Below are 17,555 nucleotides of genomic sequence, written 5' to 3'. Positions count from 1 at the left end.
GTATAATGAGTTAGGTTTTTGCTTTTTCGCAAATTGGTCAAAAACATTAATATGGAAAAATGAAGCAGAAAATTGGATTGCCGTTTAAAACTGTAGTCGACAAATCTTTAGAGGTGAAGAAAAAATGAAAGTTACGCTCTTTACAACATGTATCGTCGATATGTTCCGGAGCAATGTCGGAAAGGCGACGGTTGAACTGCTTGAAAGACTTGGCTGTGAAATAGAATTTCCTGAATCTCAAGTTTGCTGTGGGCAGCCTGCGTATAATAGCGGTTATGTAAAAGAATCAAAAGAAGCGATGAAACGGATGATCGAAACATTTAGCAATGCAGAATATGTTGTCTCGCCATCCGGTTCTTGTGCCTATATGTTCCATGAGTATCCTCATATTTTTGCAGGGGATCCTGTATGGGAGCCAAAAGCAAAAGCATTAGCGGAAAGAACATATGAACTGACGCAGTTCATTGTCGATATTTTAAAAATAGAAGATGTTGGTGCAAAGCTGGAAGGAACGGCCACTTATCATACCTCTTGCCATATGACAAGATTGCTGGGGGTCAAAGAACCACCGATAATTTTATTGAAAAATGTTAAAGGACTAAAGTTCACGGAGCTCCCCGGTAAAGAACAATGCTGCGGCTTTGGGGGCACCTTTTCAGTCAAAATGGCCCAAATTTCGGAGCAAATGGTGGATGAAAAAGTCCGTCATGTTGAAGAGACAGGTGCCGAATATCTTATTGGTGCGGATGCAGCCTGCCTCATGAACATTGGTGGCCGAATGGGGCGGCTCGAAAAGCCAATAAAAGTCATGCATATTGCAGAGGTCTTAAACAGCCGATAATAGATCAATGTTGGAAGGGATATCTGTAATTTTCAATTATATCAGCAATTTTAGACAGGATATCAGCAATTTTTCAATTATATCCGCAGAATTACTTTCAAGAAAAAGTGGAGGGATTTCCATGGCAATGAAGATTGGCACGGAACAGTTTAAGGAACGTGTTGATAATGGATTAAATGATGAATTCATGCGCGGTGCAGTGGCAAGTGCCCAGGATGGGATGAGTCTGAAGCGCAGAGCGGTTACCACTGATGAGCTGGGCAATTGGGAAGAGTGGCGCAATCACGCAGAAGAAATCCGCCAGCATGTTCTGGAACACCTGGATTTTTATTTGGAACAATTAAGTGAAAATGTGGCTAAACGCGGCGGCCACGTCTTTTTTGCCCAAACAAAGGAAGACGCCAATGAATATATCCGCAGCGTGGTCCAAATGAAAAAAGCAAAAAAGATTGTTAAATCAAAATCAATGGTAACGGAGGAAATCAGCCTAAATGCAATGCTGCAGGAGGAAGGCTGTGAAGTGGTCGAGACAGACCTGGGCGAGTATATTCTTCAACTGGATGACCATGATTCGCCGTCACATATCGTGGTTCCTGCTTTACACAAAAACAAAGAACAAATTCGGGAAGTTTTTGCCGAGAAATTAGGCTACACGAAAACATCCAAACCGGAAGAGCTTGCCTATCAGGCTCGTGTTACCTTAAGGGAAAAATTTTTAGAAGCGGATTTGGGGATAACCGGCTGTAATTTTGCAGTTGCCGAAACAGGTTCCTTCAGCTTAGTCACAAATGAGGGGAATGCAGATTTAGTGACAGCACTTGCAAAAACACAAATTACTGTTATGGGAATGGAACGAATTGTGCCTACCTTTGAAGAAATGGAAATCCTCGTCAGTATGTTAACAAGAAATGCTGTCGGACAAAAGCTGACAAGTTATATTACTGTGTTAACAGGTCCGCGTGAGGATCTGGATGTTGATGGACCAGAGGAATTTCATCTTGTTATTGTGGACAATGGCAGGTCCGATATTCTGGGCGGCGAGTTCCAATCTGTCCTGCAATGTATCCGCTGTGCAGCCTGTATAAATGTCTGTCCGGTATACCGGCAAATTGGTGGTCATTCTTACGGTTCGATTTATCCGGGACCGATTGGTGCTGTGCTTACGCCGCTATTGGGCGGTTATGATGAGTATAAGGAGCTTCCTTATGCCTCTACCCTTTGTGGTGCCTGCACAGAAGTCTGCCCGGTAAAAATTCCGCTCCACAACCTGCTTTTGAAGCATCGTGAAATGATTGTTGAAAAGGAAGGAAAGGCACCTGTTTCTGAAAAATTGTTAATGAAGGCGTTTGGCCTTGGTGCAGCATCTCCAACCCTTTATAAAATAGGTTCAAAACTTGCCCCAACTGCACTAAATCCTTTTACATCAGGGGATAAAATTTCAAAAGGTGTGGGGCCGTTAAAGGCCTGGACCGAGGCTCGGGATTTCCCGGCTCCCAATAAGGAGAGATTTAGGGATTGGTTTAAAAGCCGTGAGAAAGGAGACAAATAACCATGGTCGGTACCATTCAAAATCGTGATCAATTTTTAAATCAAATTGCTAATCGTCTTAATCGGCCGCGGATTACCATTCCGATCGAAAGACCCAATTGGAAATATCAGCCGCAATATGATGTATTTAAGGATACATCTCAGGATGAGCTGCTAGAAATTTTAAAAAAACAATGTAAAATAATCCACACCAAGATTTTTACGACGGATTTGGCGGGGCTTCCCGGGGTTGTGAATGATGTCGTTACGGAATATGGTGGCGGCCCGGTTGTGACCTGGAAGGATGAGCGTTTCTCCAAGTGGGGGCTCGATCCGCTTATGAAACAACAGTGGCCAGCGCACAATATTGAGCTGTTTGAGTGGGATTATACGTTGGGAGACGAAAATATACATAAGGCGGAGAATGCAAATGTTGGCATCACGATTAGCGAGATTACCCTTGCCGAATCAGGAACCGTTGTGTTGTTTAGCGATAAGGATAAGGGACGAACGGTAAGTTTCCTGCCGGCCACATCGATTATGTTGATTCCCAAGAGCAGCCTTGTTCCCAGAATCACTCAGGCGGCAGTAAAAATGCGAGAAATTTTTCAAGAAACTGGACATGTGGCATCATGCATCAATTTTATTACCGGTCCAAGCAATTCGGCTGATATTGAATTAAACCTCGTCGTCGGTGTCCATGGTCCGATCAAAGCTACTTATATTGTGATTCATGATCTGTAATTCTGAGGGTCGATCCTTGCTGGGGTCGGCTCTTTGTTGTGTTAATTTTTATGAAAGAGTGTTCAAAACAAGACTGTTTCAATTGAAGGGCAAAAAATATCATTTTTTAAGGCGGATATCTATCCGTTGCGGGCAGCCATCCATGTGAAAATGGATCCCAATAACAGTAAGCGAATCTTCAGTTTCGACGATTTAAGGCTTGTTGATGAAAATGGCGAGACATGGAATAAAATTGCTAACGGAATCACTGCTAATCAGATTTCACCAGAGGAAGCGATTATTTATCTGCAAAGTAATTATTTCCGTGAACCGAAGGAACTGTATCTTGTTCTGAACAAAATCCAAGCGGTCGATAAGGATGAAGACCATGTCATCGTCGATCCAAAAAATCAGAAAATCTTGAAACAGCCAAAAGGCCGTTTCTTAAGCAATTTGCGCGTAGAGGGAAATGATTTGATTTTTGATATGCATGCGAAAAAGGAATTCCGTTCCTTTCCATTTACAAAAATAACCGATGCCAGTGGAAGAGAAATACTCTCTAAATACAGTTCAATACTTGCAAGCGATGAAGAAGGAGTCACCGAACTGCACGTTAACATTCCCAATCTGAACACACGGCCAAATCCAATTTTCTTAGAACTAACCGCCTACCCTTCCTGGATCAAAGGCAATGAAAAAATAAAGATAAAATAAGGATGAAAAGAGGGTGCCTGACACCAATCAGGTGCCTTTTTTGAGTTTAAGTGTGCATTCGTATAAAGAATAAGCTAAAAGAATGGTACATAAAAATATATAAATGCCTAGGGATTACTAGAAAAGTGGAAATATTCGGTTATAATAGAGTTGTCATATGTCAAGACAGTTAATATACTAGTAGTGAACAAGAAAATGAAAAAGGAGGTTTTTCTTTATGAATAACCAGAGTATGTGGTCTTTAAAGTTTTCAACGGCGGCACTTGTGCTGATTCCTGTTGCCGTAGGCATTAACTATATTGGTAAATTCATAGCTGGGGTGCTGAAGCTGCCTTTGTGGCTTGATTCCATTGGCACGGTACTGGCGGCAATGCTGGGCGGCCCGATTGTCGGAGCATTAGCCGGAGCCATTAATAACATTATTTATGGGTTTACGGATCCTATTTCTTTTGTTTATGCGATTACGAGCGTGGCAATTGGATTGGCCGTAGGGATTTTGTTTTATAAGGGCTTTATTTCCGGCTGGGGAAAAGCAATGGTCGCCGGACTCATCATCGGATTGGTAGCTACGGTTGTTTCCACTCCATTAAATATCGGCTTTTGGGGAGGTCAAACGGGAAATGTTTGGGGGGATGCCCTGTTTGCATTCATACTGGCAAACACGGATTCAACCTGGCTTGCCTCTCTACTTGATGAACTCGTTGTTGATGTGCCTGATAAATTATTGGTCGTGTTAATAAGCTATGGGATTTACAAAGGATTACCGCGTAATTTTGTCCAATTATACAATAACAACGATAAGGTAGAAACTTTGGATTAAGCCGTATAAAAATTGTTTTATCATTTTTTATACTCGTAAAATATTAGCGGATTTTTTAGATATATTAGCTAATCTATAAGTTTTATTAGCGAATCTAGGACATTTATTAGCGAATCAAAAAGCAGCAATCTTTAGAAATGCCTCTGAAAAAGAAAGCCGGTGAAGCTGTTTGAAATCGATTAGCTTGTTTGTTGAGCGGGAATCGTTTGTACATGGGATCGATCCGATCACGAAACTCTACTATATTTTATTTGCTATCATCATTCCGATTATTTTGCCATCGTTCACGATTTCCGCCATTTGTTTAGGAACTAGTATAATCTTATTGATTTTTGCCAAGGTAATGCGCAAAACGTTGCCGGTTTACAGTTTTGTCTTTTTTGTCCTGATAACCGTCGTGATTATCCAGGGGTTGTTTAAGCCGGGAAATGAAACAGTGCTGTTGCAGCTTGGTCCGGTGGCGATGTATAAGGAAGGGCTGCAATTTGCTTTAACCATTGTCTTTCGGGTTACCAACATTGTTAGTGCCTTTATGATTTTGGTGCTGACAACAAAGCCCTCGGATCTGGTGGAAGCGCTTGTTCGCAAGGGAATGTCACCAAGAATCGGCTATGTCATTGTGTCGGTTTTTCAAATCATTCCGGAGATGATGACGACGATGAGTACGATTATGGATGCACAGCGGTCACGGGGAATGGAGACAGAAGGAAAATTGCTTGTTCGAATTAAAGCCTTCATCCCGCTGCTTGGGCCGGTTGTCCTAGGGTCGCTCATCAATACCAAGGAACGGGCGATGGCGCTTGAAGTGCGCGGCTTCAATTCCCGTAATCCGAAAACCTATTTGAATGAAGAAAAAACCTATCCGAATAGCCGATTTATACAGGCTGTAATGTTAGTCCTTACTGTATGTGCCGTGGCATGGAGGATGTTTTTATGAAAAAGATTGTGGTTGATCATCTGAAGTATAAATATCCACTGGGTGAAGAACTAGCCCTTCAAGATATTTCCTTTCAAATTGAAGAAGGAGAATTCATCGGAATCATTGGCAAAAATTCCTCCGGAAAGTCGACGTTGTGTCAGGCGCTGGTTGGTCTTGTTCCGCATTTTTATAAAGGTGCCTACGGCGGGAAAGTCATCGTGGATGGGCTTGAGGTAAAGACCCATACGATTGCCGAAATTTCCTTAAAGGTAGGAATGGTGTTTCAAAACCCGTTCACGCAGGTAACAGGCTCGAAAATGACGGTATATGAAGAAATTGCCTTTGGGCTCGAAAATATTGGCTTGCCGCGGGAAGAAATGCGCCGGCGAATTCATGAAGTACTGAAGTTGATGAAAATTGAACATGTGAAGGATCGCAGTCCGTTTGATTTGTCGGGGGGACAAATGCAGCGGATGGCCATCGCCAGTATCATCGCGATGAAACCTGATGTTCTCGTGCTGGATGAACCGACCTCACAGCTCGACCCGGCGGGTTCCGAGGAAGTATTTCAGGCAATTCAAGACTTAAGCGGCCAAGGAATCACTGTCATTATGGCCGAGCATAAAATGGAAAAAGTCGCCCAGTATTGCAATCGGGTTTTACTGCTGCATGAAGGGAAACTAGTTGATTTTGCTGCCCCTGAAAAAATATTCTCCCGCAATGACCTGGAAACATATGGAGTGGCTGCCCCGGTGTACACTAGAGTATGTAAAGCATTAGGTATGAAAAAACAAGGGTGTGACAGCTATCCGGTGACATTGAAGGATGCGGAACTGGCCTTAAGGGGGTCACTCGGATGATAAAAGTGTCCAATCTGTCCTTTTCCTACACCGGCGGAGGGGTCCCGGTGCTTTCTGATATTAATTTGGAGTTTGATCAGCGGACAACGGCGATCATCGGACAAAACGGTGCCGGCAAAACCACCTTTGTAAAGCTCTTAAAAGGCTTATTAAAAGCAACTTATGGGGAAATTTTGATTGGGGAATACGATGTAAAAATGAGAACTGCCGCTGAACTGGCGCGAAAAATTGGTTTGGTGTTTCAGAATCCCAACGATCAAATTTTTAAACGAACTGTTTTGGACGAGACCATGTTCGGACTGCTGAATATTAAAATGGGAAGATATACAGCCGAAAAGCTCGCGGTCGAGGCGCTGGAACTGGTCGGACTAGACGATAAATTATCCATGAATCCGCATGACTTAAGCTTATCGGAAAAGAAGCTGCTCTGTATCGCCTCGGTGGTGGCGATGGATACAGACATTGTGATTTTTGACGAACCAACGATCGCCCAGGACCACGCCGGTAAGGAAATCATCCGCCGAATCATTCAGAAATTGAAGGAAAAAAACAAACTAGTGTTAACAATCATTCATGATATGGATTTTGTTGCCGAGAATTTTGATAGGACCATAGTCTTTAATGAAGGGAAGGTTTTGCTTGATGGCAGTACAAGAGAAGTTTTTTCACAAAAAGACGTCCTTGAGGAAGCGAACGTCGAACCTCCCGGAATCACCCAATTGGCTAACCGACTAGGGCTAAAGAATACAATTTTAACAGTAGATGAATTTTTGCATGAATGCGCAAAATAGCAAAAAAGGCCTATACACCAGTACGTAGACTTGGACTCTCGAGGTGGGGGTCTTACTTCTCGTTAAGACGGGATAAAGGAAAAAACTCAATATTTTTATCGAGAAGAAAATGGGCACTACCTCCATTTTCTTTTTGTTTGTGTTTATGGAAAAAAGGCCTATAATGGTGTTAGAGTGTTCACTAAATTGTTAAAATTAACACTTGTCTTAAATTAAATTATCGATCTAATACAGGAGGATGGAAATGGTAAGAGCGGCAGTGGCTGGTGTAATTGGGTTTATGCTCATTTTTATTGAGTCGATGATCGTGATGAAGTTCAAAGGCTATGAAACAATTGAATTTGGCGGTATTGCCCCATTTATTAATGTATGGGCAATGAATTTCTTTTTTGCCTTTGCCATTCTCACACAGGTTACAAATTGGATTACCAGCAAGAGCAAATTAGAAGAGGATAAAAGTTATTAAAAAATCAAAGTAGCGCCGCAATGATTGGGAATTCCCCAGCTGCGGCGCTTTTGCTTTTGTTATTGTCCAGCTCAAGCTCCCAACGACTAGTGGCCATCCCACTTCTCCCTACGATAAGTCAACTTCGAATCACTAGCGTTCTTCGAGTTTCCTTTATCTCAGTCGAAGCGGGCCCCAGCCCATACGTCGTTGACCGGTCGCTTTCGCTTTTCTTATTTCCGATGCATTTTAAATTGTAAAAATAGTTCATTGTAAGTTGCCAGGTTGCGTTTGCCGAGGTTTTCGTACACCTCAAGTTTTTTCGTCAGTTCCGGTGCTGGATAGAAGCGCTTATCCTCAACGACCTCTTTATCTAAATACTTAAGAGCCTGTTTGTTAGGGGTAGAATAGCCGACATAATCGGTATTCTTAGCTGCCACTTTTGGATCGAGCATAAAGTTAATAAATTTATGTGCGGCATCGATATTTCGCGCCGTTTTTGGAATGACCATATTATCGAACCACAAGTTAGAGCCTTCTTTCGGAACGACATAGTCTAAATGGCCATTCTCCGACATAATTTCGGAAGCATCCCCAGACCAAACCAGACCGATGGCCGCTTCTTCATTCGCCATCAACATCTTAATCTCATCACCGACAATCGCTTTAACATTTGGGGTGAGCTTATCAAGCTTTGCTTTCGCCTCCAGCAAATGCTGCTTATTCGTATCGTTCAGCGAATAGCCTAAACTATTCAGCCCCATTCCGATCACTTCACGGGCACCGTCAGTTAACAAAATTTGATTTTTTAAATCAGGGTCCCAAAGATCATTCCAACTGGTAATTTTTTTACCATGGAGCATTTTCGAATTGTAAACGATGCCGACAGTGCCCCAGAAATAGGGGACGGAATATTTATTTCCTGGGTCAAATGACAGATTCATAAAGCGCGAATCAATGTTTTTTAAATTTGGCAGCTTCGAATGATCCAATGGAACCAGCAAATGCTCATGTCGCATTTTATCAATCATATATTCAGATGGGACAGCAACATCATAATTTGTTCCGCCTTGCTCAATTTTGGTCATCATCGCCTCATTGGAATCAAATGTTTCATAAATGACCTTGATACCGGTTTGTTTTTCAAACTGTTTGATTAGATCCTCATCAATATAGTCTCCCCAGTTAAAGACCGTGAGCGTATTAGCGCCGGAATAACCCTGTGAGGTGTTCAAACTGGAAACAGCATACAAAATAATCGCAGATGCCGCCGCAATAATTAAAAAGAAGCGAACCAAATGGTTCATTGTTTACGCACCCCCATTCCGCTCGGCTTATTTCGTTGGGTAATAAAGTAGTAGATCACCACAAGCAGCATTGTGAACAGGAACAGGATTGCTGATAAGGCATTAATATTTAGAGAAATGCCCCGGCGTGCCAACGAGTAGATTTCAACCGAAAGGGTCGAAAAGCCGTTTCCGGTTACGAAAAAAGTAACGGCAAAGTCATCCAGTGAATACGTTAATGCCATGAAAAATCCGGCAAAAATACCCGGTGTAATATAGGGGATGACGACCTTTGTCATTACGTCCCAGCCGTTTGCCCCGAGATCACGTGCAGCATCAATCAATGATGGACTCATTTCGGTTAACTTTGGCAGCACCATCAGCACCACAATCGGGATGCTAAAAGCGATATGTGACAACAAGACCGAGTAAAAACCAAGTTTAATTCCAGCCAATGTGAACAAAATCAGAAACGATGCCCCGATAATGACGTCTGGGCTGACAATTAGGACATTATTTAATGACAGTAGCGCATTTTTTGTTTGGTGCCTTTTGGCCATATGAATTGCTAAAGCACCAAAGATACCGATGATCGTTGAAAAAAGTGCTGACAGTAAAGCAACGACAACGGTATTCAGAACAATAATGAGCAGCCTAGTATCGTGAAACAGCTCGCGGTACCACTCTAAAGAAAAACCTTCAAAGTTATACATTGTCTCTCCCTTATTAAAGGAGTAGAAAATGAGAAAGAAGATTGGTGCATACAAGATAAAAAAGATCACGACTAAAAACAGCCTAGATAAGGGAGATATTTTTTTATCCATATTACACACCCCGCTTCTTGGTATTCGTCATGAGCATGATCAACACCATAATAATAATTAAAAATACGGCAATCGTCGAACCCATGCCCCAGTCCTGCGTTACCAGAAAATGCTGCTCAATCGCCGTACCAAGAGTAATCACCCGATTTCCGGCGATTAGCCGTGTCAGCATGAACAACGAAAGTGCTGGTATAAACGTTACCTGGCAACCGGACTTAACCCCGTCGATTGTTAACGGAAAAATAACCCGGCGGAACGTCGTCCACTTCGATGCTCCCAAGTCATTGGCAGCATCAATCAAGGTTGGGTTCAATTCATTCAGCGAGTTAAAAATCGGCAAAATCATAAATGGAATAAAAATGTAAACCGATACAAAGACAAAGCTGAAGTCGGTAAATAATATTTGCTGCTGGCCAATCCCAATGATTTTCAAAAAGCTGTTGGCAATTCCGTACGTTCCGAAAATACCGAGAAAAGCATAAGCTTTTAACAGCAGGTTGATCCAGGATGGAACGATAATTAATAACAGCCATAATTGTTTATGCTTTGTTTTTGTTAATAACAAGGCAGTGGGATAGGCGATAATCAGGGAAATGGCCGTAATTAAAAATGCATACCAGAAAGAGCTAAGCGTCATTTGCAAATATACCGGCGTGAAAAACTTCCGATAATTAGTAAACGTAAAATCGCCCTCAATATTAAAAAAAGAATAGTAGAGAACGAGGGCAATTGGAACAATTACAAACAGCAAAATCCATAGTAAATACGGTATTTTATATAAATTACGGGTCAGCTTATTTTCCATGGCGGTCCACATCCGCGTAGATTTCTATACGCCGGTCAAATTCTTCTTCGGTCTCCCCGAGGCGCATGACATGAATGGCTTCCGGGTCAAAATAAAGTCCAATTTCATCGCCGACTTTTGCCTTCTTTGTTGAATGAACCAGCCATTCGTTCCCGTCCTTATCAATTCCGCAAATCTCATAATGGACACCGCGGAATAGCTGAGAATCGACGCGAACCTGTAATTTGCCGCGTTCCAAAGAGGTAATTTCCAAGTCTTCAGGGCGGATCACAATTTCAACCGGTTCGTTTGCGTCAAAGCCGCCATCGACACATTCAAACTCCCGCCCAACAAATTCTACGAGGTAATCTTTAATCATTTTTCCACTAACAATATTGGATTCTCCGATAAAATCAGCAACGAAGCGGTTAATCGGTTCATCATAAATATCTGTTGGAGTCCCGCTTTGCTGAATTGTTCCTTTATTAATGACGAAGATTTCATCGGACATGGCCAGCGCTTCTTCCTGGTCATGGGTGACAAAAATAAAGGTTATTCCAAGACGGCGCTGAAGTTCGCGTAATTCATATTGCATTTCGGTCCGCAGTTTAAGGTCTAGGGCGGACAACGGTTCATCTAAAAGAATGACTTCCGGTTCGTTGACAATCGCGCGAGCAATGGCGACGCGCTGACGCTGACCACCGGACATTTCGCGAATTTCTCTATTTTCATAGCCGGAAAGATTCACAAAGCTGAGTGCTTCCTTCACCTTGGCATGTATTTCCGCATTTTTTAATTTTTTGATGCGCAGCCCAAAGGCAACGTTTTCAAATACATTTAAATGTGGAAAGAGGGCATAATCCTGGAAAACTGTATTTACCTGCCGCTTATTTGCCGGTAAATCATTGATTTTTTTTCCATTAAAAAAAATCTCTCCTTTTGACGGTTCGGTAAATCCGGCAATCAGTCTTAAGATTGTCGTTTTGCCGCAGCCTGAAGGACCAAGGAGTGTGTAAAACTTTCCACGCTCAATCTCGAAGCTGACATCGTCAAGAACAGGTGGATCGTTATCGAATTGTTTTGTCACATGTTTGAACTGAATAATGGTGTTATTTTCCATAGCAACCTCCCCCATCTTAGTAGTATAAAAATGTTATCAAAATTGTTGATAAAGTGTTGTCATCACCAGGGTTCAGTCCTGTCGGTACAATACCGTTAACTTCCGCTTTCGATGATTCGGGAACAATTATACAGGATGCACCGGAAAATTCAATAATTGTTTAAATTTCTACAAAAAAATAACACCCCACTTTTAAGAAAAAGTGAGGCGCCCATGTTTATCTATTATCCATTTTGTTTGATAGCATTATTTCCTTTAAAAGCAGTACGGCGGATGAATGGGATCACCCAGCGGTCAAGGCCGAAGTGACCAGCGTTATAACCTGCAGTTAGGATAATGGTGCCTAATAAAATATCTAATGGGTTACTTGAGACGGTACCAGCAAACATGAAAGAAAAGTTCATTACTAAGGCAAAGAATACAGCTGCTGTTGTTAGGCAGCCAAGGATTAAGCCTAAACCAATCAGTACTTCACCAGTTGGAACAACAACATTGAAAATATCCACGTTTGGAAGGGCAAAGCCTTTTAGGAAAGATACATACCAGCCATACTCTGTAGCACCAGTTGGACCTGTTACAGGATGGGCAATTGCGCCTTTTAAGAAACCAGAAGCATCAAATCCACCTGTAAGTTTGTGTAATCCTGCAGTAAAGAAAGTATAACCAAGATATAAACGTAAAACGGTTAAAATTCCTGCAGCAACTTTATTTTCCCTTAACCATTTTGAAAACATTTAAAACCACTCCCTAGTTAAATATGATTAAAATAATTATTACACTCTTAATATAGCAGGATTATTTTTTTATGGGAGTGGTTTGTTCATGAATTCACATTTCCGTAAAAAAGATATGAACGATTTGTTACATAGGGATGTTGGAAAGGTTCTTTATAAAAAATGGAAAGACATTGAAAAATTTCACAACGAGGGCCAAAGTATTCATAAAAGAAGGAGACTTGGTAGGGCGAAATTAATACTGCCGGTTCTACCAGTGAATACTTACTTTAATTGACCTTTCTGGTAAATTTGGAATGGCAATCGTTAATTTGCTATGCACTTAGTTTGTCCAATTTTGCTATAATGAAGGAAAATATCACTTTTTAAAGGATGATCTCTTTGCATATTGAGAAGAAATTGGGATTGTTGCTGGACGTTGAGACAACTGGATTGGGACCTAAAACGGATGAAGTGATTGAACTGGCTTTGAAGTTATTTTCCTTTCGGTCAGATACTGGTGAGGTTATTGAGGTGTTGGAGGAAGACTCTTTTTTACGCGAGCCGCTGTCGAATTCGGCCCGCAGGAATTATAACCGGGCATTTAAAGTTCATGGGATTCCTTATGAAGCCGTACGAGGAAAAAGTTTTTATGATATGAGGGTCAAAAAGTATTTTCATCATGCTGATGCGGTGCTTGCTCACAATGCTTCCTTTGATCGCAGTTTCCTATATCAGATGTACCCGGAAGTGAATGAGCTAAATTGGTTTTGTACGATGAGGAATATTCCATGGAAACAATACGGGTTTCCCAATGGTAAACTGATCACTCTTTTAGAGGGGCACAATATAACAAACTTCCAAACACATAGGGCGATGGACGATATTACATATTTGATGGAACTGCTGAAGAAGACAAGTCCGAAGGGAAATCTTTATCTGCAAGAGGCTCTGGACTACGGACCGATGAGAAAATATCAACCGGCCGCCTCACAATCAAGGCTGGGTTAACATTTTGTATAGTTGCTACGATCCAAATTGTTCCAGACTTTGTAAAAAAGAGACGGGATTGTGTAAAATTGTGCGTGAGTTATGTAAAAAAACATCCCGATTTTGTAAAATTATTTCATCGAACCAAGAGTAAAGGAGGGTGAATTTTTCCATAAAAATCAACCTTCTACCAGATAAAAAAAGCAGCCCCGATTAAAGTCGAGACTGTTGCTTTTTTTTCTAAAACATTTTATCAAAATGAACCCGTTTATTGATGAAATACATGATCGGCATCCCGACTGCCATTACGGCAAATTCACCAACAGCGGTGGTGAACCAGGTAAATAAAAACGGCAGACCATAAGCCAGTTGTAATTCAATTGCAATGAAGAACATCGTTACCGTGAACACAAGCGTATTGATAATCATCCGTACCCAAATTCCTCTAATAAAGCGGGCAGATAATATCGTAATAGCCAAAGCCAAAACTGACTGGCCGACACCGAAAATCAGATCATACTGTTTCATCGGTGAAAAGAACAAGTTTGTCAGGAATACACCTAGGACGATTCCGTAAAAAAACTTTTTGTTAAAGGCGACGAGATGATTAAACATCTCTGATACGCGGAATTGAATTTGACTAAAGCCAAATGGTGCAATGACTGTCGAAACAGCAATATACAATGCCGCAACAATGCCATTGACTACAATTCCTTGGATACTTGCCCGCGTCCCGTTTGACACAGATTGTCTGTCTTTTCCAGCAGTTATTTGCTGTGAAAAGCTATTTGTTGTTTTTTCCATCTTCATTTCTCCTTAGTTTTTTATAGTGGGATGGTTTCGAACCACTGCAATACTTACAAACTAATATATTAATATAATCGAAGTTCACAGTCAATGACATTATTTTCAAGAAAATTAAGGGGGTACACGTGAAAAGTTCAAAAAATGGGAAAGAATTCGTAGAAGGTGCATGTGGAAGGTCTAATTAACACATAACTGGGAAAATCCTCTGGAAAGTGCTCATGGGGAGGTTCAATGAACACATAGCCGGGGAAAAGCCTCTGGAAAGTGCTCATGGGAAGGTTCAATGAACACATAGCCGGGGAAAAGCCTCTGGAAAGTGCTCATGGGAAGGTTCAATGAACACATAGCCGGGGAAAAGCCTCTGGAAAGTGCTCATGGGAAGGTCTAATGAACACATAGCCGGGGAAAATCCTTTGGAAAGTGCTCATGGGGAGGTTCAATGAACACATAGCCGGGGAAAACCCTTTGGAGAGCACTCATGGGGAGGTACAATTACCACTTAACCGGGTAAACAACCATGATGCATGCACATTGTACAATTGCCATAATAAAACTCAGGGAAGCCGAACCCTCCTCTGAGTTATTATCGATAGCCCAAAGATTAAGTGGCCTTCGCCTCTTGATGAAAATTCTGTTTTGGTAAACAGGCGCTCGCTAACGCAGCAATCATCAACAAAAGAGCTGCAGTCACTAATGAACTTGTATAGCTCCCGGCACGGTCGAAAAATATCCCTGGGAGAAACGATCCGATGGCTGAACCAAGCTGATGACTCATATAAAGGAATCCCGTTACTATTCCTAAAGATGGGCCTTGAAAATAGCCCGCCAGCAATTTTACTGTCGGGGCAACCACTGCAAAATCTACAATACCAAAAGAAATGGCAAAAACAAATAATAGCCAAGGATGCTCAATAAAAAAGCCGATCCATTTCTCATTAGTTAAGAAGATTAATAAAAAGACAATTGTCAGCCCACGTAGAAAATAAATCCAAGCGACCATTTTCCGATTATCCCATCGGTCAGCTAAAATACCGGCAACAATTGTACCACCAGTATTAAAAATGGCAAGCAGACTGACGGCCGAACCTGTTACAGCAACAGAGAAACCACAACTTTGGGCGAGCGGAATAAAATGAGTATCCATAAGGCCCGTTGTTGTAAATTCACATATAAAATACGGAAACCAGAAGCCGCGATGGAGTAAGTAGTTCTTCTCTGCAACAGGCAGTGTTACATGATCTCCTAATGATGCCTGTGACTGTTTTTCTACACTTTTTTCCGCACCTAATGGTTTAATTCCGATATCTGCCGGATCAGATTTCAGGAAAATGGCCAAGATTGGAAAAATAACCAACAGGAGGAATCCTCCCAAAAGTAAAACGGTAGATTTCCAGCCAAACGCATCAATTAAGAATAGGGAACTTGATACCATCACCATTTTCCCGGCACCAAAGCCTGCTTCAACTAAGCCTAGAGCCAGTCCTTGTTTATCATGAAACCATTTGGTAACGGCGATCGAAGCTGTTACTCCGGAAGCCCCGCCGAACCCGAGTGAAGAGATGACACACACCATATAAAATAAACAACTGCCCAATGCTTTGAGCAAAAAATGTGAGGATCGTTGTGACACCCAGCAGAACGATACTATAAACAAAAATTCGCTTTACGCCATATTTGTCAATGAACTTTCCGATAATTGGCTGTGAAAGCGCGAAGACGATAAAGCTGACAAAAGAAATCGCTGAAACCATGCCCCTTGAAGCAGAAAATTCTTGCTCCCATGGTTCCATAAAAGCACCAAAGCAATATCGCAGTCCTTGTGCAGCTAATACTCCAATAAAACAAATCGCTAATATAAACCAGCCGTAATGAATTTTTTTAAACAAACATATGCCCTTCTCCCTTAATCAACCTTTTTCTTTATTATAATAAAGAAAAGATTAAATTTCCGGCAAGGCAATAAAAATACTTTATTACCCAAAAGGATTGAAGGAGTGCCTAGGATGTACCAGTGCAGCTTCTCCTATTTTTAGGGACTAATTGCACTGGCTCCCTCCTAGAATGTAGATATATAATTACCGAACGAGCGGATTATAACAAACCCTCCTAAGAATAAATTCTCAATCCAATGACACCAATGATAATTAACCCAACGCTGATTATCCGCCCAATGTTTTTTGATTCGCCGAACAGGTACATGTTAATGAGTACTGCACCGGCCGTTCCGATGCCTACCCAAACGCTATAGGCGATACTTAACTGCAAAAAATGAAATGAGATATATAAAAAAGCAAGCGATGCAGCGAATCCGCCAATATAAAGGAGACCATTTCGAATTGTTTTCTGCTGACTATACAATTTCAGCCCGGCAGCGCCGGTTACCTCACAAGCTGCTGCCAAAAGAACAAATAACCAGCCCATTATTAAGCAGCTCCTTTCATTGATGTTTTTTCTTCAGCTTTATTATCAGCCAGGTTTAACCCGATTACGCCAATAACGATTAAAATGATAAACAGAAGCATACTGTTATTGAATTTTTCGCCAAAAAGAAAGACATCCATCAGCACGGTACTAATTGTGCCGACGCCGGAAAAAATCGCATAAACCGTACCTGTAGGAATAGCTGCACAGGCCTTGGGGAGGATGTGATAATCCAAGAAAATAGTGGCAATAATCAGTATCCACTCCCACCAAGTTTCAGCTGTATTAAAACCATATACCCAAATCACTTCTAACAAACAAGTTAAAACGACATATATCCAGGATTTATTCATCTTAAACACCTCTCATAGATTGCCTCTTTCTTAGAATTCCCTGAATGAGCTGTCACATTATATTAGAATAACACATCTGCTGCGGTTTGCTCTGGAAAAATAGCTTAAAATGTTATTTGTGAGAAACCAATGTGATTTAAATCACGAATCGCACTTTGAAAGACCATTATAATAATTAAAATTAGGGGAAAATGAAAAGAGGATGGTGAAGAAAATTGGAATACAAATTTAAAACGCTTTATAGTGAGATTGGCGGACAAGAGACCATTAATCAGCTGGTTGAGGCGTTTTATCCGCGGGTATATGCAGATCCCGATTTAGCACCACTGTTTGTTGGGGATATGGAGGAAATCAAACGAAAACAAAAATTGTTTTTGCCACAATTTTTAGGGGGGCCAGCGTTATATAGCCAGGAGTTTGGACCACCTGCGATGCGCCAGCGGCATCTTCCACATGAAGTGACGCCAAAAAGAGCAAAAGCCTGGCTTCGCTGTATGAAAGAAGCGTTCGAAGAAATCGGTCTTGATCAAAATCCAGCCGGATTAGCCTTTTATGACCGGCTGACCCAAGTTGCCGGGATTATGGTCAATACACCGGATTCAGAAGAATAAAATAAA

Annotated in this window: 20 protein-coding genes, 1 pseudogene and 1 riboswitch; of the genes and pseudogenes, 11 read left to right on the top strand and 10 right to left on the bottom strand. The window is 41.5% G+C overall.

Translation table 11 applies throughout. From position 1 onward, the window contains the following. The first annotated feature begins 124 nt into the window (after positions 1 to 124). From JK635_RS04565 to JK635_RS04525, 9 genes and pseudogenes are all read left to right on the top strand, one after another. Positions 125 to 841: a (Fe-S)-binding protein gene (locus tag JK635_RS04565; RefSeq protein ID WP_202652809.1), complete on the top strand. Its 717-nt coding sequence runs from the start codon at positions 125 to 127 to the stop codon at positions 839 to 841. A gap of 121 nt (positions 842 to 962) precedes the next feature. Then, entirely contained in the window at positions 963 to 2,390 is a 1,428-nt protein-coding gene (locus tag JK635_RS04560; protein ID WP_202652808.1) for a LutB/LldF family L-lactate oxidation iron-sulfur protein, read from the top strand. Between the two features lie 2 nt (positions 2,391 to 2,392). Continuing rightward, a complete protein-coding gene (locus JK635_RS04555) occupies positions 2,393 to 3,112 on the top strand; it encodes a LutC/YkgG family protein (protein ID WP_202652807.1) in 720 nt (239 codons plus the stop codon). 78 nt (positions 3,113 to 3,190) lie between these two features. Continuing rightward, positions 3,191 to 3,805, top strand: a pseudogene (locus JK635_RS04550) (DUF5643 domain-containing protein); the annotation flags it as partial. 217 nt (positions 3,806 to 4,022) lie between these two features. Then, positions 4,023 to 4,625, top strand: coding sequence for an ECF transporter S component (locus JK635_RS04545; RefSeq protein ID WP_202652806.1), 603 nt, complete (start codon positions 4,023 to 4,025; stop codon positions 4,623 to 4,625). A 169-nt stretch (positions 4,626 to 4,794) separates the two neighbouring features. After that, positions 4,795 to 5,562, top strand: a complete 768-nt coding sequence (locus JK635_RS04540) for an energy-coupling factor transporter transmembrane component T family protein (protein ID WP_202652805.1) — start codon at positions 4,795 to 4,797, stop codon at positions 5,560 to 5,562. Continuing rightward, complete coding sequence (locus JK635_RS04535; protein ID WP_202652804.1) at positions 5,559 to 6,404, top strand: energy-coupling factor ABC transporter ATP-binding protein; 846 nt, start codon at positions 5,559 to 5,561, stop codon at positions 6,402 to 6,404. Before JK635_RS04540 ends, JK635_RS04535 begins: the two co-directional genes overlap by 4 nt. Beyond that, positions 6,401 to 7,195, top strand: a complete 795-nt coding sequence (locus JK635_RS04530; protein WP_202652803.1) for an energy-coupling factor ABC transporter ATP-binding protein — start codon at positions 6,401 to 6,403, stop codon at positions 7,193 to 7,195. The genes JK635_RS04535 and JK635_RS04530 overlap by 4 nt, the downstream gene beginning before the upstream one ends. Before the next feature lie 244 nt (positions 7,196 to 7,439). Next, positions 7,440 to 7,661, top strand: coding sequence for a hypothetical protein (locus tag JK635_RS04525; protein WP_202652802.1), 222 nt, complete (start codon positions 7,440 to 7,442; stop codon positions 7,659 to 7,661). Between the two features lie 212 nt (positions 7,662 to 7,873). Here the strand turns inward: JK635_RS04525 and JK635_RS04520 are convergent, their stop codons facing one another. From JK635_RS04520 to JK635_RS04500, 5 genes are all read right to left on the bottom strand, one after another. Next, positions 7,874 to 8,947, bottom strand: a complete 1,074-nt coding sequence (locus tag JK635_RS04520) for an ABC transporter substrate-binding protein (RefSeq protein WP_202652801.1) — start codon at positions 8,945 to 8,947, stop codon at positions 7,874 to 7,876. After that, the gene (locus tag JK635_RS04515) at positions 8,944 to 9,750 is read right to left on the bottom strand and encodes an ABC transporter permease (protein WP_202652800.1); all 807 of its coding nucleotides are present in this window, start codon (positions 9,748 to 9,750) and stop codon (positions 8,944 to 8,946) included. Before JK635_RS04515 ends, JK635_RS04520 begins: the two co-directional genes overlap by 4 nt. 1 nt (position 9,751) lies before the next feature. Continuing rightward, positions 9,752 to 10,555, bottom strand: a complete 804-nt coding sequence (locus tag JK635_RS04510) for an ABC transporter permease (RefSeq protein ID WP_202652799.1) — start codon at positions 10,553 to 10,555, stop codon at positions 9,752 to 9,754. After that, positions 10,545 to 11,654, bottom strand: a complete 1,110-nt coding sequence (locus tag JK635_RS04505; protein WP_202652798.1) for an ABC transporter ATP-binding protein — start codon at positions 11,652 to 11,654, stop codon at positions 10,545 to 10,547. The genes JK635_RS04510 and JK635_RS04505 overlap by 11 nt, the downstream gene beginning before the upstream one ends. A 224-nt stretch (positions 11,655 to 11,878) precedes the next feature. Further along, positions 11,879 to 12,388, bottom strand: a complete 510-nt coding sequence (locus tag JK635_RS04500) for a DoxX family protein (RefSeq protein WP_202652797.1) — start codon at positions 12,386 to 12,388, stop codon at positions 11,879 to 11,881. A gap of 381 nt (positions 12,389 to 12,769) precedes the next feature. Here JK635_RS04500 and JK635_RS04495 point away from each other — a divergent pair, with 381 nt between their 5' ends. Beyond that, positions 12,770 to 13,378: an exonuclease domain-containing protein gene (locus JK635_RS04495; protein WP_202652796.1), complete on the top strand. Its 609-nt coding sequence runs from the start codon at positions 12,770 to 12,772 to the stop codon at positions 13,376 to 13,378. Between the two features lie 219 nt (positions 13,379 to 13,597). On the opposite strand, the gene JK635_RS04490 is transcribed toward JK635_RS04495, so the two are convergent. The 5 genes from JK635_RS04490 to JK635_RS04475 form a co-directional block, all read right to left on the bottom strand. Beyond that, positions 13,598 to 14,161, bottom strand: coding sequence for a QueT transporter family protein (locus JK635_RS04490; RefSeq protein WP_202652795.1), 564 nt, complete (start codon positions 14,159 to 14,161; stop codon positions 13,598 to 13,600). Positions 14,162 to 14,167: 6 nt separating this feature from the next. Continuing rightward, positions 14,168 to 14,212: riboswitch (PreQ1 riboswitch) on the bottom strand. A gap of 553 nt (positions 14,213 to 14,765) precedes the next feature. Further along, positions 14,766 to 15,737, bottom strand: coding sequence for an MFS transporter (locus JK635_RS04485; RefSeq protein WP_306792906.1), 972 nt, complete (start codon positions 15,735 to 15,737; stop codon positions 14,766 to 14,768). Then, on the bottom strand, positions 15,655 to 16,050 hold the full coding sequence (locus JK635_RS24620; RefSeq protein WP_306792905.1) for an MFS transporter: 396 nt from the start codon (positions 16,048 to 16,050) through the stop codon (positions 15,655 to 15,657). The genes JK635_RS04485 and JK635_RS24620 overlap by 83 nt, the downstream gene beginning before the upstream one ends. A 220-nt stretch (positions 16,051 to 16,270) precedes the next feature. Next, positions 16,271 to 16,585, bottom strand: a complete 315-nt coding sequence (locus tag JK635_RS04480) for a DMT family transporter (RefSeq protein ID WP_202652794.1) — start codon at positions 16,583 to 16,585, stop codon at positions 16,271 to 16,273. A gap of 2 nt (positions 16,586 to 16,587) precedes the next feature. Further along, on the bottom strand, positions 16,588 to 16,938 hold the full coding sequence (locus JK635_RS04475; RefSeq protein WP_202652793.1) for a DMT family transporter: 351 nt from the start codon (positions 16,936 to 16,938) through the stop codon (positions 16,588 to 16,590). A gap of 215 nt (positions 16,939 to 17,153) precedes the next feature. Here JK635_RS04475 and JK635_RS04470 point away from each other — a divergent pair, with 215 nt between their 5' ends. Further along, complete coding sequence (locus JK635_RS04470; protein ID WP_202652792.1) at positions 17,154 to 17,549, top strand: globin domain-containing protein; 396 nt, start codon at positions 17,154 to 17,156, stop codon at positions 17,547 to 17,549. Positions 17,550 to 17,555 lie beyond the last annotated feature (6 nt).

The sequence above is a fragment of the Neobacillus paridis genome (assembly GCF_016765675.1).
GTDB lineage: Bacteria > Bacillota > Bacilli > Bacillales > Cytobacillaceae > Neobacillus > Neobacillus paridis.
The sequence above is the reverse complement of the archived record's forward strand: the minus strand, read 5'-3'. Positions and strand labels throughout refer to the sequence as shown.